This is a genomic window from Microbulbifer maximicatervae (SeqCode) (assembly GCF_052468295.1).
In genome coordinates, this window is sequence record NZ_CP174340.1 from 356,157 (window position 1) to 379,056 (window position 22,900).

A 22,900-nucleotide genomic window follows, 5' to 3' on the forward strand; every position below is an offset into this window, starting at 1 on the left:
GTGAAGGCCTGAACCAAAAATCCGCGAGTTAAAAGATAGGGTTAGCCTACTGATATGTTTCCATTCGGATAAGTTGAGGTAGCGCACTGCCATGACACTCAGCTCAAATGAAGAGCTGCTCGACGCTATTGTTGGGTAGAGATTCATACGGATAGGGAACCGCCCATTGCGACCCGCACGATGGGTGGTGTTGGGGCCGGTAGCTAAAAACTACCGGCTACCCGATTTATGAGCCTCACTGCTCGTAGACCTGAATAGTAATCGCAGGTCTGTCGCCACGTACTCTGAATATTGTCAAAAGACCATATTGTTTGAAGTACATGATTTTTTCCCATTCCGGAAAGTTACTACTGCCCGGAAGGCTAGATTTAGGCTGAAGCTTCCAGGAGCCACCCTCCTCAACGATCTTCATGAATGAAGCATGATCATGCTCTGACATCTCTATATAGAAGATTTCGTTATAGTCATCGAAATATTTTGCAATATCAGAAGCCTTCTCCCGCTCGACAACTACGAAATCCTCTTTAGGCTTGAAGCCTATAGCTTCATTGACTATTAGCGAAATATCATATTGCTTCGTACAGCTGACAACTAACAATAGAAAAAAAACAAATGTGGCCCGAGTCTTCATCGTTCATATCGTCCGCATTTACGGCTGGTTTGGCGCACAGCAGAAAACCAGTCCGACAACATGTGCTAGCTAGGACTTGACAGCATGATAAAAGACTCCCAGCCCCTCGGGATCATAAAACTCCCAGCTAGCATTTTCATACCTAACGAATACATCATTAGTCTGTAGAGTATCCCACCAACTATTCAATGCTTCGAAAAAGATCGATGTAGTAAAATCACTGCAAAGATCGTTTGGAAAATACGATATTTCAACAGCTATTTTTTCACCTTCAGGCCAATCGAGAAACAGATGAACTTGTCTTACAAAGCTATCTCTAGATTTCAGCTGTCCATGAATACAACCTTCTTCACGTTGTGTGATGTAAGACACTACACTTTCCGAAGACATTTCAACTACTTCACCGTTTTGATCTTGAAGCTCGCCATCGCTGAATTCCTCGAGAAATAGCTTTATGAATTTTTCGACACAAGCCAAAGTGGCTGGAGTAAACGTAATATCCCTAGTACTACCATCACTATCGGTTAAATATTCAAGTACTAGAGCTTCGTTCATATGAGAGCCTAACGTCGGTAGCAAAGGCGAGAGTTAGCGAGTCTAGCCCGCGCCTTTAGCGGGCGAAGTTGCCTACCTTTATTAAGCCCTGCATACGATAAAAAACCGTTTTTCATTTACATTTTCCCCAAAGCCAATTACTGGATTATCCATTCTTACCCATGATGAATCATCGAATTCTTTCTCTATTACAGAGACAAGAGAAAACCTAGAATCAATAGTTTCTATTTCTGCATATGCCTCAGATATTTTTAAAGGCTTGCCGTAAGTAGCTATATGAAACAAGCACTCTTCATTATCGATGTCGACACCAATTTTACCGATTGGCTCTATAGATTCAGTTGATGTCACCTCTCCAGAATCATCAATTTTTAATAAAATCATAAACAAACTAAAATCATCATCAGCTATCTCTGATTCTTCAAGTTCATTAATAATACAGCTAACGTGTTTACTCAATGATTGATATCCCTTTGTAGGCTAAATGCCAAGCGAATGGGCCGGCGTTACGAAGCAGTGACAGCCCAGTCTAAGGTTCCATTGGCCGAGCATTGCGCTCCTGGTTATGTGTTGAGTTTAGCCAGTGCTGTTTGAAAAGCATGAACACTAGCTGCACATATTGTTTCATTTCTTTCTTCGGCTGATATCCAGCGGCCAACGTTATTGAGACAAAATTGATTGTCTGAATCTCTAGCCACTTCGCGAACTGCTTGAAAAACGCGGTGTTGAATTTCGTTGCAGTCTCTCAGTAGTCTTGGATCGGTAACACCCGACCCTTGAAATTCATAGCCACCACGGGCATGAATTGTTAATTGATGGCCGTAATTACACAACAGCTGAATCTTCTTATCATCAGGAAGCTCGTCTATTACTTTTTGTATTTGGTGTTCTTTCATTTTTTACACATAAGTCCTTGCAGTAGAAGTCGGCACGTAGCGACGGTCCTGCTGACTGAGATTGTTATGTTTCGTTTTTCTTGAGCTGATTTTCAAGGCTCTTTAAATCACCCAGCACCCATACATCAGAGATTCGATCACCTTCAAAGGTAAACAAGGCGCACCCATTCCAAGTTACGCGTTTATGTGATGGTAAAAAGCCCATAAACTCATCTCTATGAAATCCGGTAAAGGACATCTTTGCAAAAACCTTGTCTCCCTCTTCTAGGAGATCTTCAATAATGCATTTGTAATCACCCAGTGCTTTGTGAACCATATCGACATATTCAGCGAAACCTTTGTGACCTCGCTTTTCTTGCCCCAATGATCCTCTAAAGGAGAAGCTCTCATGCAGGATCGATGGCATTACTTTCTTATCGTGTGCATCCCAAAGAACCTCATAAAATTTTCGAACTTGATCTTTATGCACCAGTCATCCTCAGAAACATAACGCCTCAATAACCCGTAGCTGAAACATAGCGAAGCGACGTGTAAGCTATCGGGTGCCAAAGACGTGTAGTTAATTGGCTTGGTACGCCCAGCATGAGCGTGAACTAATGGGTTCCATTAAATGCTAACTACTAGCTAATGGCAACTGCAATACCGTGAGGTCTTGTAGGGAGTAAGCTGCTAGCAAATGCGAGCTGACGAACAGGAGCATCATATAAGGCTTAGCCTGGAGGCGGGATGGCCAAGGACACCTAACAGATAGAGTCAATGATGCAGTGGTATAGTGAGCGTTCACGTTCTTATCTGGCGAATCTGTTTAGTTTACTAGGGTGAAGCTGTCAGCGTGGCCTCAGGCTCATAAGTAGGCCCAACCCGCTAGCACTATCGCAGGGACATAAAAAGGTGGTGGAATACAGCAGCGTCTTGGTCAGGATGATTAAACAGAAGTCAGCCGATGGCATAGTAGACTAATACCAAGATTAATACCTTGGGTAAGGTCAAGGCCTGAACCTGAAATCCGTGGGTTAAAAGACAGGGCTAGCCTACCGATATGTTTCCAATCGGATAAGTTGAGTTAGCACACTGCCATGACACTCAATTCAAATGAAGATCTGCTCGACACTACCGTTGTACGGATAGGGAACCGCTCATTGCGGACCCGCACGATGGGAGCTCCGGGGGCCGGTAGCTAAAACTACCGGCTACCAGATTTAGGTTTTGCGGCCTATTCATTAATAGGGGCTACCACACGTAGATATTGTTAAAGTAACTTGCTCATAATTATTATTGACTATATCTATTTCTTCGAAATGATATGAACAATCAACGTGACCTCTAGGCCGACTACAAAATCCATAACGGCCATCTTTATTCTTTAACCATAGATGGTGCGCTCCGCTCTCAATCTGTATTGCCGCTGCTTCCGTCACCTCTGCAGGCGGCTTTTTAATATACACCCAGCCTTCTGAAGGCTGCGCCATCGAACATTTCTTTGGTTGAATGACACAACCACTTATAGAGAGTACGGCAATAAGAAAACCGAAGTACTTCATCAATGTAAACCTAACGATAAGCTAACCGGCAGCCGGCGCGAAGTACGATTTTGGCTGTCCGACGGAGGCCGCTTGAGGCCGGAGTGTAGTTAAACGCCTTGTTAAGTTTTTTTCGATAGCACATATTTTGACTCACCGCTCTCAATGACGAGCTTATAGTTCTTTAGTCTTTTACCGTGCGAGCTTAAGAAAATTGTCCCCTGTAGTATTGCTTCCTTGATGCAGTTTACGTTGCTTTCTGGCCCAATACGAATCAAAGCCTTTATACGGAGCTGTTTTTTGGAAACTCTGTCCAGATGCAAGTCTGTAGCTCCGTCACACCAGAAGGTCTTCGGTTGGGTTACTTGCTTAATCTTCCAAGTTACAAACCACTCTAAATCATTCTCAAGCTGCCTTCTTTGCCACTTTGACTTAGCTAGATTGGTGGCAAATTGATTTTCGACCTTTCGTATGGTTCTGTTTAGTGCTCTCTTGCTCGAATACTCATTCATACTCAGTAAACTTAACGCTCGTAGCTCGAGCAAAATAGAAGCGCAGCGCCAATTTTGTCGGCGTGCCTTTACTTGGTACGCCCAGCATGGGCGTGAACTAATGGGGAGAAAGTCCCCTGTAGGAGGATCACCATTTAATGGGCTCCATTAAATGCTAACTACTAGCGAATGGCAACTACAACATCACGAGGTCTTGCGGAGAGAAGCCGCTAGTAAAACTGCGAGCTGACGAACAGAAACATCTTTGGAGCCGAGGTGGCCAAGTATGCCGAAGCTATGTGGCTAATGGGCCGGGCTAATGATGTAGTCGTGTATTGCAAGGTCACGTTTTTATCTGGAGAGATCTGTTTAGCTAGCTGCTGTCTGCTTGGCCGCTAAGTCATTAATTAGGCCTATTAGGAAGCCCACTTTATAGCTTATGTAGGTCTCAAGCCAATCGGTGCCATTTTTCAAAAGACGCCCCGTATCCTTGAGCGGCTGGGCATCTCAGAAAACACTGGTTCTATCTCAATCGGAACTTTGAAAGCCGCTTTAAAGGCCTGGTGGGATCAGCAGAGGCTGTACGGCAAGCTTGTATTCAGCGCAATAACCGCTGGGTACATGGTATAGGCGACTGCCAACGTTTCCTTTTTGTAAAGCCCCACCAATTCTCTCCCAATCTTTCGATACTATTCCTTCCGGTTTGGCCAAAATCACGCAATTTTCAAACCTCAGGCATAATTTTCAGTATTTCACTTTGCCGTACACCAGACCAGGAGAAATGGTCGTCAAAGTGGAAGGCCTGAACTATTTCCAGAGCCATCTTTCAAACTGTGGGTGTCCTATTGTTGCGGCTTTGTTATGTATGATGTAGGTCTTGAAGTCGCTTAAGGACTGGATCTAGAAGCCTATTTCTGAGTGTTAGCTCCCAGGAACCTTCACAAAACCTTTCTGCTCTAGCTGCTGTAGTTAAAGCCCACCTGACTTCTTCAAATGTAGCTCGATCAATCGAATCTAAAATATTTCTAATTTTCTTTGGCTGATACTCATATGCTACCCAAGGCGGGCGCTCTAAAAGATTCATAAAATCAGAGATCTCATCTGGATAATAAGGATATCCTTCATGACGAGTTACTTTTGGAAGCGCCAAAATCGCCAACTGATAGCATGATATTAACTTCTCTATATCTTCAATATTCAATGCTTCAGTTCTCATGTGCATAACACAAAGCTTTACGGACGCCGAAGCAATCCGTAGGTTTTCCGTAAGAGCTTTTTGTTATTATTTTACTTTTATTAATTAACATACTCCAACCATTCATTACAAAATATACTTTCAACGGCCATTTCTAACTGAAATATCTGGGGGTCAATCAGGTCGCCTCTAAATGTTGCACCTTTATCAATCCACGCTGAGTACTCAATATATGGATAGTGGCCTATACAGTACAAGGCGTACGACAACTCTTTGCTCAAACTGCTTGAACTTTTTAGGTTTTGAAATAGTGAATGCAAGTCAGACAGCAGTTGTTCTATATATTCTTTTCCTGGATCTTCACCCATTCTGGCCAATACCGGCAACCCTTTTTCACCTAATCCCGCGTTTATAATTCTTTCTTTAATCTCTTTCATATTTGGAAGTCATAACGTCCCAAGCACTAGCCGGAAAGTAGTTGGTTGATTTTATGCTATTAAAGTACAAAATAAAGCAGTGCACAGGAGGTCCAGTGCATTGCTTTGTCAGTTTTTTGAATCGCAAAATGATAGCTTGTCACGTAAAACCAAATCAATAATCCCATTAGGATCTGAAGAAAGCTCGACGATTGATTGTTTGTTATCGCCGATTGGTATTCGATGACACGGATTAGACTGTATTTGATCGTTTTTCTGATAAAGAAAATACAGTTGAACTGAAGCCAATTCAACAGGTATCCATGAGTCATTAAATGTAAATCGATCCCCTGTTTCAAAAGTACCCTTGATTGAATTCAATACCAAAAAAGTTGAGTCGATACCTCGATTCAGATCTTGCAATCTCTCCCACGCTGGAGAGTCACGCCACTCAATAGGCTTTGCGTTATATGAGCTAATTTCATGTGTCAGATCTGCGTACGCGATGCGGCCTGAGATTTTCTTGGCAATAACAATGTCAGTGGCATTATTCAAATCAAAGCTTAAATCCTTATGATCATATTCAAACGAAATGGCTCGCTGAGAATAAAGGATGATTAATAAGGTTAGATATATAACTTTCATTGATTGAAGCCTGATGAAAACTAACGCCTTGCTCAGTTGCCGCCGGAACGGAGCCGCTTTGTGCTAGCGTAAGCGTACAGTACAAAGCGAGCGGAATGTAGGCGGTCAGATGCAGAAATTTGTTAAATCTTGGTTAGTTTACTTGGTTCTATATACGGGCCGAGGGTTGGGTCCAATGAATAATAGAAGTCTATTGTCTCCTTCAATAACTAAGTATTCACTTTGCAGGCATCCCGAAATTGAACCCTTAGGAATAGAGAGTTCATAGCCTTTAGGGTGATCAGTAAGGGCGAACACTTCTGTGTTCTGACCTTTCTGACAGCTTAGTGAAATATAGCGATCTAATTGATTGGTTACAATCTTTGCGTTGATAATTTTTGCCGGATTCTCAATGCCTACCGCGTCAGAAATGGAACTGAATAAATAGAATAGTAGGAATATATTAGTTTCATGGTGCTTAGATTTAACGCCTTACAGCAGAGGTCGGCGCGTATCGACGGCCCTGCTGACTGCGTCTGTTATATTTCGTTTTTCTTGAGCTGGTTTTCAAGGCTCTTTAAATCACCCAGCACCCATACATCAGAGATTCGATCACCTTCAAAGGTAAACAAGGCGCACCCATTCCAAGTTACGCGTTTATGTGATGGTAAAAAGCCCATAAACTCATCTCTATGAAATCCGGTAAAGGACATCTTTGCAAAAACCTTGTTTCCCTCTTCTACGAGATCTTCAATAATGCATTTGTAGTCACCCAGCGCTTTGTGAACCATATCGACATATTCAGCGAAACCTTTGTGACCTCGCTTTTCCTGCCCCAATGATCCTCTAAAGGAGAAGCTCTCATGCAGGATCGATGGCATAGCTTTTTTATCGTGGGCATCCCAAAGAACCTCATAAAATCTTCGAACTTGATCTTTATGCACTAGTCATCCTCAGAAACATAACGAAGCGGCGTGTAAACTGTCGGGCGCTAAAGGCGCGTAGTTAATTGACTTGGTACGCCCAGCCTAGGTATGGACTAATGGGGTGAAAGTCCCCTGTAGGGAGATCACCATTTAATGGGTCCCATTAAATGCTAACTACTAACGAATGGCAACTGTAGCATCGCGAGGTCTTGCAGAGAGAAGCCGCCAGTAAAACTGCGAGCTGACGAACAGAAACATCTTATAAGGATCAGCCTGGAGGCGGGGTGGCCAAGGATACCGAAGCCATGTGATCTAACGGGTGGAGTAAATGATGCAGTTGTGTAGTGAAAGTTCACATCCTTATCCTGGGGAGATCTGTTTAGCTTGCTGCTGTGAGGCTGTCAGCATGTCGCTGACTCATAAGTAGGCCTAACCCACTAGCCACCATCGAGGGGTAGACAAGAGTGGTGGGACACAGCAGCGCCTCGGTCAGCAATGAACAAGGTGATTACACAGAAGTCAGCCGACGGCATAGTAGCCAAATGCCAAGATTAATACCTTGGATAGGGTGAAGGCCTGAACCCAAACTCCAAGAGTTAAAAGACAGGGCTAGCCTACCGATATGTTTCCAGCCAGGTAAAGTTGCGGTAGCGTACTGCCATAACACTCAGTTCAACTGAAGATCTACTCAAGACTATCATTGAACAGAAAATCAGTACGGGTAGGGAGCCGTCAATTGCGGGCCCACACGATGGGTAGTGTAGGGGCCGGTAGCTAGAAATTGCCGGCTACCCGATTTAGAGTTCAATTCTCCAGTTGGATTGAAGAAACTAAATCTTCATAACTAGGATAATTACAGTTATCGCTCCACTTATGCTTATACAATTCCGCAAGTGTTGTCGAAAGAGATAATAGTTGCATGGAATGCTCTCCACTGGCATCCACTTCCTCTTCTGTTGAAGAGGGACTATCTATTATCAATTTCATTCGATATATTTCTGACTCAGTTAGCTCGATCATGAGTGACAAATGTGAAAGGCTTAGTTCCATAATTAATTCTCGAAGACTATTTCTTTAGTAAGTTCATCTAAGAGTATACAAAACTTAGCGACTGGCATATCCCAATGAGGCCGGATTGAGTAATGTGTAGCATCATAACTTCGATTATATGAATCCTTCGTTATAACTAGGCCATGAGGGATTACAATGTTTGGTGATAGCCTATAGTAATCCCAACGAGAAACTGGTACCCCCAGCACATCAAATAATGAAACACCCCCTGAAGTACAGTCTACCCACCACTCACCATTGCTCCAGTATGTGTCTATATCAGGATTTCTAATTTTTCCGTTAGAAAGCCTAAAAGACTTTAGTATAGGATACAAAACAGGCGATCCTCGATCAGCTTTACGCTGCCCTCTCTACAAATTTACGTCTAAATTAAATTCGGAGTCAAAAAGTTTACCAAGTTCCCTCTTTTTAATAAAGAACTCTTCTTCCTTCTTGTTTTTTTCATAAATTCACTCCATTGAATATTTGAAATTGGTTTTATTCTAACGCGGTAAGTATGGGTACGCAGCGTTGGCACAAAGTGCTGAGACGGAGAACCAGCCGAAGCTGAACATGCCTTAACTTGGTACGCCCAGTATGAGTGTGAACTCACGAGGTTAAAGTCTCCTGCAGGAAGATCACCATTTAATGGACCCTATTAAATGCTAACTATTAGCGAATGACAACTTAAACATCATGAGGTTTTTGGGGGCGGTAGCTAGGAAATACCTGCTATCCGATTTAGCTATACTTCTTCAAACTCTGACTCCCCGCCAGGTATCGGTTTAGTATCTATTACCACATTATCAGCAAAAGGCAATTTAATTGAAATTTGTTATATAAAACTGCCGGCGTCACAAAAAGTGATTACACTTCCTTCAATACTCTTTTCCCAAGACACACCGTTCCAGTTTGCGAAATTATAACATCCCGCTCCCATTTTAACCGCTAAAAAATATAAACCTTCTAGTGAAGGGTTTCCGCCCTTCCATTCGATTTCTTGCATAAAACCCTCCTAAAATCTTGATCTAAACCTTTCTGCTTCTTCCGCTAATAATGTGGCTCAGCGCTTCATTCAGGCCTAACTGGACTGCAGTGAATAGAACAAGCTTAAAGAGCTGATTGAGCTGTGGCGAGAGCGATTAATGGATATTAGTTGGTTTATGCGCGCCTAAACGAATCTATTGCTCGCCAAGCCAACGCAGAAGACTGCTGTACTGGCCGCTTCTGGGAGGGCCGTTTCAAGTCTCAGGCGCTATTGGATGAAAGAGCTTTGGCGGCCTGCATGGCCTATGTCGGTCTCAATCCTATCCGTGCCGATATTGCAAAGACCCCGGAGGACTCCGATCACACGTCCATTCAGCAGCGTATTCGCGCTGTGATCTCAGGTGAGCAGCCTAAAGAGCTACTACCGTTTGTGGGTGGCGAGCGCCTTAATATGTCGAGAGGGTTGCGCTTTCAATTGGATCACTATTTGGCGTTAGTGGACTGGAGCGGCCGGCATTTAGACCCCAAAAAGCGCGGTGCCATTTCTCAAAATGCTCCCCCTATCCTTGAGTGGCTGGAAATCTCAGCAAAACACTGGCTCTATCTTATTCGGAACTTTGAAAGCCTCTTTAAAGGCCTGGTGGGATCAACAGAGGTCGTACGGCAGGCCTGTATTCGGCTCAATAAACGCTGGGTACATGGCATAGGCGATTGCCAACGTTTCCTTTCTGCAACGCCCCACTAATTCCCGCCCAACCTTTCAATACTATTCCTTCTGGTTTTTGGCCAAAATCACAAAATTTTAAAGCTCAAACATAATTTTTCTGTATTTAACCTCTTCCAGCTCCAGGCAGGAGAAATGGCCGTTAAAGTGGAAGGCCCGTACTACTTCCGGTGTCATCTTTCAATCTGTGGGTGTCCTGATGTTGCTCTATTACTGGCGAGCATGGTACAAGCCAGAGCTGAGCATTAAACTCAATATTTTATTCATTAGTTCTGTATCGTCCGAATAGATTGTTGCTCCAGCCCACTCATCAAACTCTTCTGATAGGAAGAAAGCACCCTCATTTGTTGTAATTTCTTCTATGTATTCAGCCGGACCAACTGAGCTATGAACTATTTTCTCGCCCTTTATCCCTGGAGGGCTTAATAGTGCATTGAACTGACTAGATTTGAAAGACTGGTCTTCATCGATCCAAATTAAAAAGCTCTCTTCTTGTTTTTCCAGCTTGACGATTTCAATACTCATAGGCATTTAATCGGGATAGGGAGGCACCTCACGATGCCTCTCCTCCCACACCACCAGGCATACGGATCACGTACCATGGCGGTTCAATTCTATTCCCCTTCCTATCTGCCAATTCCGGCAGCCCCAAGCTCCTAAAGTATCTATTTGGCAATGCTCTGTAAAGGGCAGGACTTTTGCTTAGCCTCCATGGTCCATGTGCTGATTTGGCCGTGTTCCACGCTAAAAAGCGATCAACACCCAGCCTTCTTAATCTGCGGTAACCACTACGTCCCCATTGCTTCCATAAATAACATCGCAACTTCCGCCTTATCCACTTGTCCAGATCTTTCAGAGGGCTCAGTACTTCACTGATGTCAAAGTACGCTTTCCAACCAAGCAGGGTCTTCTTTAACTCTTCTATGATCTGAGTAAACTTGCGGCCTCGTGTTCGGCGGGTGATCATTCTGATCTTTGCCTTCAATTTATTAATCGATGATTCTGATACCTTTATCCGGGCATCCTTCTTCAGCAATCTAAATCCTAGAAAGCTCCGCTTCCAGAAGTGATCCTCTGCACTCTTCTCAGTATTTACTGTGAGCTTCAGCTTACATTTGATGAAGTGCGTAAGGCTTACTTTTATCCGCTCTGCAGACCGATGACTTCCCACCAGTATTTGAAAATCATCGGCATATCGTACAAAACTGAGTTGCCGCTTGTGCAGCTCCCAGTCCAGTTCATTAAGCACAATATTCGCTAGAAGCGGAGATAACGGCCCACCTTGCGGGACGCCTTTTGTTGTAGCTATTACCTTGCCATCGACTACCGTTGGCGCTTTTAGGTATCGGTTTATCAACCCCAGCACATCAGCCGGTATTCCGCTTTGCTTCAGTGTTAGCATGAGCCTGTCATGATTCACTTCATCAAAGAAGGATTTCAAGTCCATATCGATCGTCCAGCGCTTTCCTTGCCGGACAAAGTTTTGGACCTGTCTAATCGCCTGGTGTGCCGATCGATTTGGTCTAAAACCAAAACTAAGAGCATGAAACTTCGGCTCCCATTGCTCACTGAGTATCTGTGCGATAGCTTGTTGGATCAACCTATCTTGCACAGTGGGTATACCCAATGGACGCAGGCCTCCATTGCCTTTTGGTATAAAGACGCGTTTCACCGGTTGAGGACGATAGATACTACTTAACACCTTTTGTCGGGTAGCAATCCAAGTCTGCTTAAGATGTTCCGGCAACTGTTTTACCGTCATACCATCGAGACCTGGCGCACCCTGGTTACGAGAAACTTGTTGTAATGCTCGAAACAGATTATTCCTATCTAGAATTCGCTGCATTAAAAGAGATGGGAAATTGGACAATGTATGATTAAGTTTCCAGTTTGATGTTCACCCAGAAAAAAAAATATTTTTTTTTCCTGGCAACTCAGTTACTTGTCAGATGCAGTCATCAAGCTCTGCATTAATAATACTGTCCAGAATTGTTCAGGCCTTCAGTAGCACGAAGTCTACCTACTATGCCCTCTGCTGACTTCTATGGATCGGTCAAAACCAATCTCTCAGTTTTCAGTTACTCCATTAACAACCCATAGACCTCCCAGGGTAAGACATTTAACTTTCTTCACGTAGATGCTGGATTTATAAAAACGTAGGCCAATTGTGGATGGAGAGCTTTATGGTCACGTGCCCACTGGCTCCGCCTACGTCACACCTCATATCCAGTTCTTGTTCATCACCCCGTGAATTTGCGTTGGGCTTCCTCCAGCCAATACCTCGCGATATTAACCTTGCCCTTTCGCTAACCTTCGGCTCCACGAATACCTGGTAAGAGGACTTTCACCTCTCTAGTTAAATGCCATGCCTGGCACACACGCCTTTGGCAGCAGCGCACGAAGTGCGTCTGGGCTGCGAAGCAGCCGCACTGCCCAAAATGGTTATGCGCTCTGTACATTTAGCTTTTTCTTTCGATGATGATTGACTGTGAAATAATTTCTACCGGATTACTTTGTTCGTCATCGATAGATCTCAGTACTTTCCCATTCTCATCGCATTCCTTCACAGCAAAGAAACCGAACGCTTCCTCAGTTTCTGGTAATTCAACGACATTATCTTTTCTCGAGATATTGTGTTTCTGGCAGAACTTCAACAAGGCTATAGCTTCACCGATGCTTTTTGAAGCATCAGCATTGGTTTTAGCTAGTTCTTCCAGTTTCGTAATAGTTTCTTCGTACATCGTTCAATTACGCATACGCCGCTTGCATGTGGTGCCAACTTGCGTACGCGAGTTGGTGCTCACGTGTCAAGCCTTGGTACGCCCAGCATGGGCGTGAACTAATGGGGTGAAAGTCCCCTGTAGAAAGATCACCGTTTAATGGACTTCATTAAATGCCAACTACTAGCGAATGGCAACTGCAATACCGTGAGGTCTTGTGGGGAGGAAGCCGCTAGCAAAACTACGAGCTGACGAACAGAAACATCATATAAGGCTTAGCCTGGAGGCGAGGTAGCCAAGGATACCAAAGCCATGTGGTCTAACGGGTAGAGTAAATGATGCAGTTGTGTAGTGAAAGTTCACGTTCTTATCTGGGGAGATCTGTTTAGCTTGCTGCTGTGAAGCTGTCAGCGTGGCCGCTGACTCATAAGTAGGCCCAGCCCGCTAGCCACCATCGTGGGGTAGACAAAAATGGTGGAACACAGCGGCGCCTTGGTCAGTAATGATCAAGGTGATTAAACAGAAGTCAGCCGACGGCATAGTAGCCTAATACCAAGATTAATACCTTGGATACGGTGAAGGCCTGAACCCAAAATCCATGAGTTAAAAGACAGGGCTAGCCTACTGATATGTTGCCAGCCGGATATAAAATTGACGTAGCGCACTGCCATGACACTCAACTCAAATGAAAATCTGCTTGAAGTCATCCTCAGCAAAGAAAATCTTAATGCTGCATGGAAACATGTGCGAAGCAACAAAGGTGCCGCAGGCATTGACGGGATTACTGTCGATAATTTTGTGCAGCACTTTAAGGCAGTTGGCGACGACCTCATCGAGACCATTCGACAGGGTCATTACCGGCCGCTTCCCGTCAGGCGCGTCTACATTCACAAGCCAGATGGTGGCCAGCGTGGTCTCGGGATACCTACGATCTTTGATCGTGTTATTCAGCAGGCTATCGCCCAAATCATCGGTCCCAGTTTCGATAAAACCTTTTCGGAGTTCAGCTATGGGTTCCGCCCAAAGCGATCGCAGCATCATGCGGTAAAAAAGCTGCGAAAGTATATCGAGGGAGGGAAACGAATAGCAGTGGATGTCGATTTATCTAAATTCTTCGATCGGGTAAATCATGATTTCCTCATGAGTTTACTTGGCCAAAGAATCAGCGATAAGCGCTTACTCAAACTGATCGCAAGCTACTTGCGTGCAGGAAGAGTAGAAGATGGATGCTGGAAAGCGTGTTATGAGGGGGTACCACAAGGTGGCCCTTTATCGCCGCTGCTGTCCAACATTGTACTCGATTTGCTCGACAAAGAGCTGGAAAAACGCCGACACAATTTCGTCCGTTATGCGGACGATTTTGTGATTGTGGTTTCCTCTAAACGCGCGGGTGAGCGGGTTATGGTGAGTATTAAACGCTTTGTTGAGCGCAAGCTTAAGCTCAAAGTTAACGATACTAAAAGCCAAGTGGTTCCTGTCAGCCGTTGTAAGTTCCTAGGTTTCTCTTTTCGGGGGGCAAAGCTTGTCTGGCATGATAAGTCCCTGCTCCAATTTAAATACTGCGTCCGCCAGATTACAGGGCGATCTCGTGGTATCTCTATGGAAAAGAAACTGAAAGAACTTACCGTATACCTCCGTGGTTGGATCAACTATTTTGGAATAGCGCAAGGCTATCAAAAATGTATAGATCTAGACTGCTGGATACGGCGGCGATTAAGAATGAGCTATTGGAAGAATTGGCGCAGAGTGAGAACGAAAGTTCGAAATTTACTGCGTATGGGTGTGAGTGAATCGCTGGCAGTTACCTGCGGCTCGTCCGGTAAAAGTTACTGGCGAAGCGCAAAAACTGAGGGTATTCATATTGCGCTCAATAATGAGTTCTTCGAAGAGATGGGTTTGATTTCAATGCGAGATCGTTGGGTAGAGATTCATTACGGATAGGGAACCGCCCATTGCGGACCCGCATGATGGGTGGTGTGGGGGCCGGTAGCTAAAAACTACCGGCTACCCGATTTAGATGTTCTTTGGTTAACCTTATAAAAAGCCGTTTTCATTGAACCTGAATATTATGTTTTTCTAATAGGCTAGAAAATTGATCGACTAACTTCTCATTGAATCCATCAATGCTCTCCAAATTATTGAGCTTTTCTAAATCACTAAGTGAGTTCGCTTCAAAAATATCATCTTCGCCGTCCCAGAATGGAGATAAATTTCCATATATTTCGTCGCTAGCATCATATCTTAGCTCTTTAATGGTAGATAGAAGATCTTGGGGAATACTGATACCCCTCATATAATCGAGAGCCTCTGGTATAATTTCGTAACCAGTTACAGAGATTTCTCTGTGATCATATGCCTTTGCAAATTCATAGATATTGAAAGCTGGAGTTAAAGTTTTTCTTATGTACATCAATTCGTTGATAACCATTAGTTTGATGTTTATATCAATAAATTGATCTTCGCCCCCAGATGGAAGGGTGTAATTAGGTTCAAGCTTTTCGTTTAATAAGGCTTTCAATTCATTTACATAGTTAGTGTTACCTTCTTGGGTCAAAATCGAGGCTAACTGCCTTGCACCTTTTGATTTCACCAGAAGACGCTTGCACTTCTGGGTATCTCTGCCTAGAAATAGCCATTCAATAGCAAAGCTTCTTTGATCTGCACTCCAAGAATCAATTTTGGGCTCCATTTTCTCGACTATAGCACTAAGGTCTTTAGGTTTAGTTGTTTCCACATCGAACAGATCCAAAAATAATGTCCACGCCATGCCATCATGATTTTTATCAATTGAAGAACAAACATAGAGATCTAGAAGTTCTACCATTACTTGAGGATGGTTTTCGGAGCGTTGAAGTACACTTAGGATTAGTCCATTTCCAAATAAAATGTTTCGAGAAACCGAATCTAATATCCATGACTCGTAATGTTCGTAAGATTTGTTAGAGTGGTAAAAATATGTGCAAGCGAATTTTTCTAGGAGCTTATATCCGGGCTGCTCTCCTATGCTATCTTTATAGGCGGCTTGAGAATCAAATGTCAGTAATATTTTGTTATATATATTAACAAGTATGGCTTGAGACTCATCGAAGACTTGCCTTAGACATTGCGGTGAAATGGCAGATCCGTCTTTCTGATTCAAAAGCATGATCCATTGAAATGCGATTTGAGATTGGGATCTTTCAGAGAAGTCTGTGCTAATAAGTCTTTCAGACCATGCCCTAAAAACGAAATTTGCCCCAGATGTTGAACTACTTACTTTTAAAATAAATTTGCCAATGGCTGCAAGCAATTGATTGCTTTTCTTTTCATTGAGATCAACATTAGCAGCTAACAAAAACAACTGTTTAGTGATATCTTCAGCGTCAGCAGATGATACAAGCTGAAAGTCTAACGTGAGTTTATTGATAACCCCGGCGATCTTCTTCTTACCAGACTTGATGGCAAAATTTAAATCTTTATTAGGCCCATCAATTGGTGCTAAAAACTCATCAAAGTTTTTAGCATCATTTTCCTTTGGTGGTTTAATCGGTTCTTTGTTTTTCTTCCTAAATCCGAACAAATGTAATTCCTCGTTTCCATTGGTCTTGCCCACAAAAAGTAGACACTCTAACTATGCGTATTTTCGCTCATACTCTGCTGGACTTACATAGCCCAATGCAGAGTGCCTACGAACCCTATTGTAGAAAATCTCAATGTATTCAAACACTGCAGATTTTGCTTGCTCTTCGCTTTCGAATGCTCTGGCATAGACCATCTCGACTTTTAGCCTGCTAAAGAATGATTCCATTGCCGCATTATCCCAACAGTTAGCCTGGCGACTCATACTCGGCTTGCACTTACTTTCAGACAAGAGATCCTGGTATTTCTGCGATCGATATTGCACACCCCTGTCGGAGTGAACTATTAGTCCAGGCTTTATTTGTCGTCGCTCTAGGGCCATTTTCAACGCTCGATGTGTCAACTCATCGGTCATCTGGGAGTCAAATGCCCAACCTACAATACGTCGAGAGTACAGATCCATAACTACCGCGAGGTACAACCACCGCTCCAGAACCCAGATATACGTAATGTCACTGGTCCAGCGGCAATTTGGTCGATCCACATCGAAGCAACGCTTAAGTAGGTTGGCGGCGACATTGATATTCCTCTCTACTGGCTGACTATATCGAAAGCCTTTGCCGTTTCTCGCTTTAATATGCTCCTGTTGCATAAGCTTAGCGACGTAGTTCCGCGAGCATGACTCGCCTAATTCTTGAAGCTCGCAAGCGATTCTAGGCGCTCCATAACGACCTTTAAACTCAGAAAACGTCTCTCGGATTTTCTCGATTGTTCGTATCTTTCTAATCGTGCGAGCAGATGGCAACCGTCCCCGCCATCGATAATAACCCGATCTTGAGACTTCTAAACACCGACACATCAAGCTAACCGGGAATGACCCTACATGCTCTTGTATCAGCGCGTACTTTACTCTTGGTGGTTCGCAAAGTACGCAGCTGCCTTTTTTAGAAACTCAACCTCCTGACGAGCTTCATGCAGCTCCTTCTTGAGCTTGCGAACTTCAGCGCTTTCCTGTTTGGAATAGTCGACACGGTCTAAACTATTGAACTGCTTATCAGACAGTCGATTAAATTGACGACGCCAGTTGTAGATCTGCTGTGCGCTGACGCCTAGTTCTCTTGCCACAGAAGCCGTTGTTACTCCAGGCTTTTCCGCTCTCTTAACTGCTTCTCTACGGAACTCCTCCGTATACGCCTGAGTTCTTTTCTTACCCATGATACACCTCCGTGTTAGGCCTAAACCTAACTATACAGGGTGTCTACTAAACGTGGGTAAGTCTTCCATCTAACGCTGCCAACAGCGGCAGACTTGTTGTTTGGCCTTGTTATGCGGCTTATATTGCAGACCAACGACTTTCATCTTGATACTCAAAATCGATATTAATATTACTCTCACTTGTCAACGAAACTAAGCACACTTTCCAAGCATCAGTTGCTTTACGTAACGAAGAAAATAAATCCTCTAATTCAAAATCATTTTCAGGAAAGAAATACCTTTGTTCTTCGTCATTAGCTATATATGAATATGTATCTTTGGTTGCTCCCTCCATAAATTGAATTCTCGCATAGGCATTAACCCAATTTGGATCGATATTTGATGCCTCAATTTTCAAGATATTACCGATCTCTTGAATCAGTTGATCCGCTTGCTCATTCATGATTTATCTCTTGCGCATAACGCCGCCAACACAGCGGAGGCAAAGCGGCGGTTTTTGTGCGGTTTTTTGCACAAAAAATGACGCTTTGCCGCAGTCGATGCTTGGCCTTGTATGGTTGTTCTTGCCCGATTCTGATGTTGAAAATCCTTTTCGTTAACGGGTAAATTGAGACCCACCTTCGGCGGCCACCGAAGGCCTTGTTTATCACAGTTCGCTGCTTGGCTGGTTCGTAAAAGACCGATAACAAGTATGAACGTGATAAGCACTCACTAGGCATAACTCGGATAGTCATGTGGGCCTCGAGCCCGAATAGCAAGGCGGAGATAGCTTATCTTATGGAACCTCAAGAGATCAATGTCGGTATCGATACCAGCAGTAAACAACTCGATATTTATGTGAGACCTACTGGCCAGTTCTTTAGTGTTGCCAATGATAAAAATGGCATTAAAGATGCCATTAAACAACTACAACCTCTTAAACCTCAAAGAGTATTAATAGAGTCTACGGGAAGGCTCGAGTTAGAGTTTGTTTGCGCCGCCGACAAAGCCGGATTACCTATTGTTGTTTGCAATCCTTCGCAGATAAGGAGCTTCGCTAAATCCGCAGGGCGCCTCGCCAAAACTGACAAGCTAGATGCAATGGATATTGCACATTTTGGTGAGGCCATGAAGCCAGGGCTGTCGGTGCTAAAACCAGAAAAGCTTAGGGAGATCAGTGACTTACTGGCGGTAAGAAGTCAGTGTTTAGAGATGAGTACAATGCAAAAGAATCGGCTTCAGAGAATGCCGAAATCAGTACACAAACCTATACAGACCATTCTAAACACCATCAAGAAAGAGCTACAAGGTATCGACAAGCAACTGGATAAACTGGTTAACAGTGTGTCTGAGTGGCGGCAAAGGCGTGACCTATTGTTGAGTGCCAAAGGGGTCGGAAATGTATTGGCCTATACGTTAATGAGTGAACTTCCTGAGCTAGGACAATTGAACCGTAAAGAAATCGCTGCACTTGTCGGTATCGCCCCGATGAACCGTGATAGCGGCAACTTCCAGGGCAAACGATATATTCGAGGTGGAAGGCATCGCGTACGCACGGTTCTTTTTGTTTCCATCATGTCGGCCATACAACATCATCCCAAACTAAAGCCCATGTATAAGCGATTAGTCGACGCTGGCAAACCTAAAAAGGTTGCTCTGGTTGCCTGCATGAGAAAGCAGATTACGATCCTGAATACAATGGTGAAAAACAACACCTACTGGGATGAAAGTATGGCTTAAAAACTTGACGAGTAACCATAGTCACTTGTTAAGTTTTCCATTCTCGTTGCCGACCTACTTTAGCATCGACAATCTAGGAGGCGTACTGTATGCGAAGCCAAATTCAAATTCCCCATCGTTAGAAATATTGAGATCACAGATCGTCCAAGCTCGATTACCAGAATCAACATCAGCCATTGACTGCCTTAACTCTTCAAAACAATCTGTTGCATCAATACCCAAGTCCAATTCCTTATCTCCGTCTGGGACCAAAACTGACCCACTTGGACTCAAAACAATCTCGCCATCTATTTCATCTATTTCGATATTTACGGAAATATTTATCCAATCTTTCGGTGCTAGATCAATGACTTCGTACACTGTGTTTTTTTGTAATTCCTTAATCATAAATTCAAAATCCTAACCTAATTAATATCTGAAACTTAACGCCTCAAGCAGTGGGCGCAGCTTTGCTGCGTCCGTTGCCTTGACTGGTTAACCGTTTCACCACTCGTACCCAATAATTTTAATGCCATTTTCAGTGTTTGTAATAGGAAATTTGCAATATTTTTCAAGGTGTTCTATTAAGGCAGTAAGATTATTTTCTAAAAGAGGCAGCGGTCTTTTTGGATCTGAATTTGGATCGCTGTATTTATAGGGTATGAATATCCACTCAATTTCATTAAGTTTTGCATAAGGGTTAGGGAAATAATCCGCAAACCTCTCTTCATCTAACAAGCAGTCGGTTACACAAATTGTGCAATTAATCAGAGTATCACAGCCAACAAACTTCCACATTATTCCGCCAATACTTTGAGAATATTCCCCACATATTTTAAATAGTTTTCTCCACTTAGCATTGCTCATATGGGCCAACTTAGCTCGTTGGATTAATTGCTCTATTTTATCTACATTGGTCATGAGTTGTGTTCTGACGGTTAACGCCTTAGTGACGTGCCCCGCCAGGGGGCACGTTGATTAATTTGTTATGTTTTTGACGCTCCACTAGTAATTGTGCTCAACCCTAGAAGTATAAAAATCCTTTGTCAGGCTCATTTTTTGAAAGACGTCTGATTCTCGCAGCTTTTCCACAAGTTGATCCATAGCTAGTCCATACTCACTTGTTTTTTGCTCTTCATCACTTAACTCATAGTGAACATCATATAGTTCATTATCAAATCCATCTTCCTTTGTCATTTCTGCGAAACCTTGACATTCCCAATCTCCGGTATTCGCCAACAGTTCTTTAATTTTAAATAGGGATTTCCATCAAACTGCGCTCTATAATCCTTTCTTTCTTCATTCACAAATGCTAAACAAGCAACTTTGTCGTTTAAATCTAAATCACCTTCTTCACTTTCAAGCTCTAACAGCCATTGAACATCTTCCAAATCCTGGCTATCTATCTCTTCCCATGTGGTAAATAGTCGACATTGCCTTTCCCAATTGCTTTGATACTACTTAACTCTCTCATCCGCTTTCTCTACTGAATTTAGATATAGCAAGCTAGCATCTATCGCAAAGGCATAGAATGTTTCATCTTTGTGCTCTTCTGAGAACTGACGAATCTTCTTAACTGAAAAGTCATATAGCCTTTCTATATCAAAACTCATTTCTGCCCCTTAAACATAACGCCTGTGTGTGGGGCGCCGTAGACGTCCCAGGCAGCTTGCTGCCGTACACGACGTGTAGTGACAACGTGCCTGTCATTGATTAGTGATTATGACCTGCCCAGCAAAGAACAAAGTTATCAGTGCCTTTTAGCTGGTTAAAAATTGGACTGTGTTTTAGTCGGATCATCAGTTGATTCATGGCCTGTGCAAATTCACTGGCAGGTTGGTCGTCAACGTCAAGCATATCGTAAGTTTCTAGGGCATCATAATCAAAACCGTCTTCTTCCCTAAAACAGGCGACCTCTGGATAACCCCAAGATGCAGACTCTCGGTAGATCTCATCGATTTTGTCCGGTTTTTTATAAGGGTTTCCTTTCTCCCTTTCTATTGTTCGTGCCTTGCTGATCCAGTCTAAAGGTACAGGGTATTTGCCCTGATTTTTTAGATTTCTATTGATGAGGTCATAAGCAAATTGAGCATCGCTTAATTCTGAATCAGACAGATCTGTAAGTGACGTTACGGCGCGAGTAGAGTGTGCCCAGTCATCGCTGTATTTTTGAATCGTAGCTGCAAAGGTACTAAGACTGTTTATATAGATATAACTTTCATCAATGCCGAAGCCACAAATCTTTTCTTCAGGGTGTTCTTTGGTAAACCCTTCAAGGGTGTTTTCGCAAAAAAAGGTAAGTTTGTCGATATCAAATGCCATGGTGAGTTCTTAATTGCTCCTATTTTACTGAGAGTTCTAGCAGGTGCAGTAAGGCTGCAAGGTTCCTCATTAGAAATATTACTAACGGAATGTTGGGACAACTGAGTGTGAGGTTTACGATGTTTTGCGCTGAACGTTCGTATTTGCGGTGGCTGGAGCGTAGCGTAAGCCGTCCGGCCGCGATAGAGGCGTACAACATGCGCTTGTTATGATCTTGATGCCTCTAATGCTGCTGTGAGCCATTCTTGAAGCCCACGATATTCTATTTCACGACTGTCATTGTCATGCCAGTACGCAATTACCATTCCGGCATTTTCGCCCTCTGATTCATAGACCAAGTAGTCTCCACCACCATTGTAAGCAATTGGAATCCAAGACTTTGACATTAGCCCCTGTATATCTGTTATAGATCCATTTAAAAATTCCCATGCATCAATAACTTCGTCAATCGGTAGAAATGTCCGATTATCATTTTGATTCAGTGAGCCATATCCAGTTTGGCCATTATGCCATTTGTAAAGAAGTTCCAAATCAGGTGGCAAATCTTTATCTTTGAAGCATTTTTCTTGAAGCTCTTTTAGATCTTCTTCGGACGCTCCTGACTGAAGGGAATCAAAAACATCCTTGAAATTTTCTTTAAAGGAAGAATCTAGTTGCTCGAAAATTTTCTTAATCATTGTTCATTTCTTTTAAAACCATAACGCATTGATCTGCGGCCGCAGCGAAGCGGAGGTCCGGTGGAGGCAACGCAGTTGCCGGAACGAACAGTATCAACTTGTTAGCCATATTTACGCGATCTGCTCAATTCTGCACTTTTGACATAAAGGGTAATTATTCACAAGCTCAGCAATTTGAGACTTCATCTGAGAAAACGACGTGCCGTACAAATATAAAGCTGTTTCGGTTGGCCCTTGCCAATAACTAAACACTTTTCCCACACCCTGAGTTAATCTGTCTAGTTCACTATAGACATGGTTAGAGTCGCTTTTAGCATAAACCTCATCGTCCAAGTCTGTACCATTTAGATAAATGGCCAATCCTTCTAATGTGCCAAACTCAATGTCTGAATCTGTGGATTCTATTCTAATTTTAGAACCCTTTGGCACACCCAATTTATTTAGTGATGATTTAATTAATTCAACGGTTTCATCACTAGAATCTCTAACTTGAATTTCAATATCACAATACTCAATTTCACCCGACTGGGATTGAAGAGTTCCCCCGCCAGAAACCTCACCTACTGCATTTTTTGCAAGTATTTCATCAAGCGGATCTTCGTATATTTCGCCTCGGTGCATAGGCTGAAGTCGAGCATTTACAGTGACCACAATAAATTGAGGCTCGACCTCCTCCTTCTTTTCTTTCTTTTTAA

Annotated in this window: 31 protein-coding genes; 3 read left to right on the forward strand and 28 right to left on the reverse strand. The window is 43.2% G+C overall.

Going from position 1 to position 22,900, the window contains the following annotated elements; all coding sequences use genetic code 11:
- Positions 1-235: 235 nt before the first annotated feature.
- The 13 genes from ACJJIQ_RS01925 to ACJJIQ_RS01985 form a co-directional block, all read right to left on the reverse strand.
- The gene (locus tag ACJJIQ_RS01925; RefSeq protein WP_445363528.1) at positions 236-631 is read right to left on the reverse strand and encodes a hypothetical protein; all 396 of its coding nucleotides are present in this window, start codon (positions 629-631) and stop codon (positions 236-238) included.
- Between the two features lie 69 nt (positions 632-700).
- Positions 701-1,186 carry a hypothetical protein gene (locus ACJJIQ_RS01930; RefSeq protein ID WP_445363529.1) on the reverse strand — a complete coding sequence of 162 codons (486 nt, stop codon included), beginning with the start codon at positions 1,184-1,186 and terminating at the stop codon, positions 701-703.
- An 81-nt stretch (positions 1,187-1,267) separates the two neighbouring features.
- Positions 1,268-1,645: a hypothetical protein gene (locus ACJJIQ_RS01935; protein ID WP_445363530.1), complete on the reverse strand. Its 378-nt coding sequence runs from the start codon at positions 1,643-1,645 to the stop codon at positions 1,268-1,270.
- A 104-nt stretch (positions 1,646-1,749) separates the two neighbouring features.
- Positions 1,750-2,082 (reverse strand): hypothetical protein, encoded by a 333-nt coding sequence (locus tag ACJJIQ_RS01940; RefSeq protein WP_445363531.1) that lies wholly within the window; start codon positions 2,080-2,082, stop codon positions 1,750-1,752.
- A gap of 64 nt (positions 2,083-2,146) precedes the next feature.
- Positions 2,147-2,551: an ester cyclase gene (locus ACJJIQ_RS01945; protein WP_445363532.1), complete on the reverse strand. Its 405-nt coding sequence runs from the start codon at positions 2,549-2,551 to the stop codon at positions 2,147-2,149.
- A 751-nt stretch (positions 2,552-3,302) separates the two neighbouring features.
- Complete coding sequence (locus tag ACJJIQ_RS01950) at positions 3,303-3,623, reverse strand: hypothetical protein (protein ID WP_444894831.1); 321 nt, start codon at positions 3,621-3,623, stop codon at positions 3,303-3,305.
- Positions 3,624-4,952: 1,329 nt separating this feature from the next.
- Positions 4,953-5,309, reverse strand: a complete 357-nt coding sequence (locus ACJJIQ_RS01955; protein WP_445363533.1) for a DUF6508 domain-containing protein — start codon at positions 5,307-5,309, stop codon at positions 4,953-4,955.
- An 80-nt stretch (positions 5,310-5,389) separates the two neighbouring features.
- The gene (locus tag ACJJIQ_RS01960) at positions 5,390-5,725 is read right to left on the reverse strand and encodes a hypothetical protein (RefSeq protein WP_413664758.1); all 336 of its coding nucleotides are present in this window, start codon (positions 5,723-5,725) and stop codon (positions 5,390-5,392) included.
- A gap of 108 nt (positions 5,726-5,833) precedes the next feature.
- On the reverse strand, positions 5,834-6,349 hold the full coding sequence (locus ACJJIQ_RS01965) for a hypothetical protein (RefSeq protein ID WP_445363534.1): 516 nt from the start codon (positions 6,347-6,349) through the stop codon (positions 5,834-5,836).
- 518 nt (positions 6,350-6,867) lie between these two features.
- Positions 6,868-7,272 carry an ester cyclase gene (locus ACJJIQ_RS01970; RefSeq protein ID WP_445363535.1) on the reverse strand — a complete coding sequence of 135 codons (405 nt, stop codon included), beginning with the start codon at positions 7,270-7,272 and terminating at the stop codon, positions 6,868-6,870.
- 786 nt (positions 7,273-8,058) lie between these two features.
- Positions 8,059-8,304 carry a hypothetical protein gene (locus ACJJIQ_RS01975; RefSeq protein ID WP_445363536.1) on the reverse strand — a complete coding sequence of 82 codons (246 nt, stop codon included), beginning with the start codon at positions 8,302-8,304 and terminating at the stop codon, positions 8,059-8,061.
- A 2-nt stretch (positions 8,305-8,306) separates the two neighbouring features.
- Positions 8,307-8,639, reverse strand: coding sequence for a Tse2 family ADP-ribosyltransferase toxin (locus tag ACJJIQ_RS01980; protein WP_445363537.1), 333 nt, complete (start codon positions 8,637-8,639; stop codon positions 8,307-8,309).
- A 500-nt stretch (positions 8,640-9,139) separates the two neighbouring features.
- Complete coding sequence (locus ACJJIQ_RS01985) at positions 9,140-9,310, reverse strand: hypothetical protein (RefSeq protein ID WP_445363538.1); 171 nt, start codon at positions 9,308-9,310, stop codon at positions 9,140-9,142.
- A 150-nt stretch (positions 9,311-9,460) separates the two neighbouring features.
- Between ACJJIQ_RS01985 and ACJJIQ_RS01990 the strand changes: the two genes are divergently transcribed.
- Positions 9,461-10,036: a hypothetical protein gene (locus tag ACJJIQ_RS01990; protein WP_445363539.1), complete on the forward strand. Its 576-nt coding sequence runs from the start codon at positions 9,461-9,463 to the stop codon at positions 10,034-10,036.
- 189 nt (positions 10,037-10,225) lie between these two features.
- Here the strand turns inward: ACJJIQ_RS01990 and ACJJIQ_RS01995 are convergent, their stop codons facing one another.
- The 3 genes from ACJJIQ_RS01995 to ACJJIQ_RS02005 all read right to left on the reverse strand — a co-directional run bounded on the left by ACJJIQ_RS01995 (position 10,226) and on the right by ACJJIQ_RS02005 (position 12,756).
- Positions 10,226-10,540 (reverse strand): hypothetical protein, encoded by a 315-nt coding sequence (locus tag ACJJIQ_RS01995; protein WP_445363540.1) that lies wholly within the window; start codon positions 10,538-10,540, stop codon positions 10,226-10,228.
- A gap of 28 nt (positions 10,541-10,568) precedes the next feature.
- The gene (gene ltrA / locus ACJJIQ_RS02000) at positions 10,569-11,861 is read right to left on the reverse strand and encodes a group II intron reverse transcriptase/maturase (RefSeq protein WP_445362204.1); all 1,293 of its coding nucleotides are present in this window, start codon (positions 11,859-11,861) and stop codon (positions 10,569-10,571) included.
- Between the two features lie 613 nt (positions 11,862-12,474).
- Positions 12,475-12,756: a hypothetical protein gene (locus tag ACJJIQ_RS02005; RefSeq protein WP_445363541.1), complete on the reverse strand. Its 282-nt coding sequence runs from the start codon at positions 12,754-12,756 to the stop codon at positions 12,475-12,477.
- Between the two features lie 648 nt (positions 12,757-13,404).
- On the opposite strand from ACJJIQ_RS02005, the gene ltrA (ACJJIQ_RS02010) reads away from it, so the two are divergent.
- Positions 13,405-14,676: a group II intron reverse transcriptase/maturase gene (gene ltrA / locus ACJJIQ_RS02010; RefSeq protein ID WP_445362209.1), complete on the forward strand. Its 1,272-nt coding sequence runs from the start codon at positions 13,405-13,407 to the stop codon at positions 14,674-14,676.
- Between the two features lie 109 nt (positions 14,677-14,785).
- Here the strand turns inward: ltrA (ACJJIQ_RS02010) and ACJJIQ_RS02015 are convergent, their stop codons facing one another.
- The 4 genes from ACJJIQ_RS02015 to ACJJIQ_RS02030 form a co-directional block, all read right to left on the reverse strand.
- Entirely contained in the window at positions 14,786-16,327 is a 1,542-nt protein-coding gene (locus tag ACJJIQ_RS02015) for a DUF6892 domain-containing protein (RefSeq protein WP_445363542.1), read from the reverse strand.
- Between the two features lie 18 nt (positions 16,328-16,345).
- Entirely contained in the window at positions 16,346-17,191 is an 846-nt protein-coding gene (locus ACJJIQ_RS02020) for an IS3 family transposase (RefSeq protein ID WP_445364809.1), read from the reverse strand.
- 8 nt (positions 17,192-17,199) lie between these two features.
- On the reverse strand, positions 17,200-17,508 hold the full coding sequence (locus ACJJIQ_RS02025) for a transposase (RefSeq protein ID WP_445363543.1): 309 nt from the start codon (positions 17,506-17,508) through the stop codon (positions 17,200-17,202).
- Between the two features lie 118 nt (positions 17,509-17,626).
- Complete coding sequence (locus ACJJIQ_RS02030) at positions 17,627-17,950, reverse strand: hypothetical protein (RefSeq protein WP_445363544.1); 324 nt, start codon at positions 17,948-17,950, stop codon at positions 17,627-17,629.
- A 335-nt stretch (positions 17,951-18,285) separates the two neighbouring features.
- Between ACJJIQ_RS02030 and ACJJIQ_RS02035 the strand changes: the two genes are divergently transcribed.
- Complete coding sequence (locus ACJJIQ_RS02035) at positions 18,286-19,227, forward strand: IS110 family RNA-guided transposase (RefSeq protein WP_413662913.1); 942 nt, start codon at positions 18,286-18,288, stop codon at positions 19,225-19,227.
- A gap of 54 nt (positions 19,228-19,281) precedes the next feature.
- Here ACJJIQ_RS02035 and ACJJIQ_RS02040 read toward each other — a convergent pair whose 3' ends face one another.
- From ACJJIQ_RS02040 to ACJJIQ_RS02075, 8 genes are all read right to left on the reverse strand, one after another.
- Positions 19,282-19,614: a hypothetical protein gene (locus ACJJIQ_RS02040; protein ID WP_445363545.1), complete on the reverse strand. Its 333-nt coding sequence runs from the start codon at positions 19,612-19,614 to the stop codon at positions 19,282-19,284.
- A gap of 96 nt (positions 19,615-19,710) precedes the next feature.
- Entirely contained in the window at positions 19,711-20,127 is a 417-nt protein-coding gene (locus ACJJIQ_RS02045) for a hypothetical protein (protein ID WP_445363546.1), read from the reverse strand.
- Between the two features lie 84 nt (positions 20,128-20,211).
- Complete coding sequence (locus ACJJIQ_RS02050) at positions 20,212-20,403, reverse strand: hypothetical protein (protein ID WP_445363547.1); 192 nt, start codon at positions 20,401-20,403, stop codon at positions 20,212-20,214.
- A complete protein-coding gene (locus ACJJIQ_RS02055; RefSeq protein ID WP_445363548.1) occupies positions 20,400-20,597 on the reverse strand; it encodes a hypothetical protein in 198 nt (65 codons plus the stop codon). The genes ACJJIQ_RS02050 and ACJJIQ_RS02055 overlap by 4 nt, the downstream gene beginning before the upstream one ends.
- 66 nt (positions 20,598-20,663) lie before the next feature.
- Positions 20,664-20,819 carry a hypothetical protein gene (locus tag ACJJIQ_RS02060; protein WP_445363549.1) on the reverse strand — a complete coding sequence of 52 codons (156 nt, stop codon included), beginning with the start codon at positions 20,817-20,819 and terminating at the stop codon, positions 20,664-20,666.
- A 100-nt stretch (positions 20,820-20,919) separates the two neighbouring features.
- The gene (locus ACJJIQ_RS02065) at positions 20,920-21,528 is read right to left on the reverse strand and encodes a hypothetical protein (protein ID WP_445363550.1); all 609 of its coding nucleotides are present in this window, start codon (positions 21,526-21,528) and stop codon (positions 20,920-20,922) included.
- Between the two features lie 206 nt (positions 21,529-21,734).
- Complete coding sequence (locus ACJJIQ_RS02070; RefSeq protein WP_445363551.1) at positions 21,735-22,205, reverse strand: SMI1/KNR4 family protein; 471 nt, start codon at positions 22,203-22,205, stop codon at positions 21,735-21,737.
- A 111-nt stretch (positions 22,206-22,316) separates the two neighbouring features.
- A complete protein-coding gene (locus ACJJIQ_RS02075; protein ID WP_445363552.1) occupies positions 22,317-22,826 on the reverse strand; it encodes a hypothetical protein in 510 nt (169 codons plus the stop codon).
- Between the last annotated feature and the right edge of the window lie 74 nt (positions 22,827-22,900).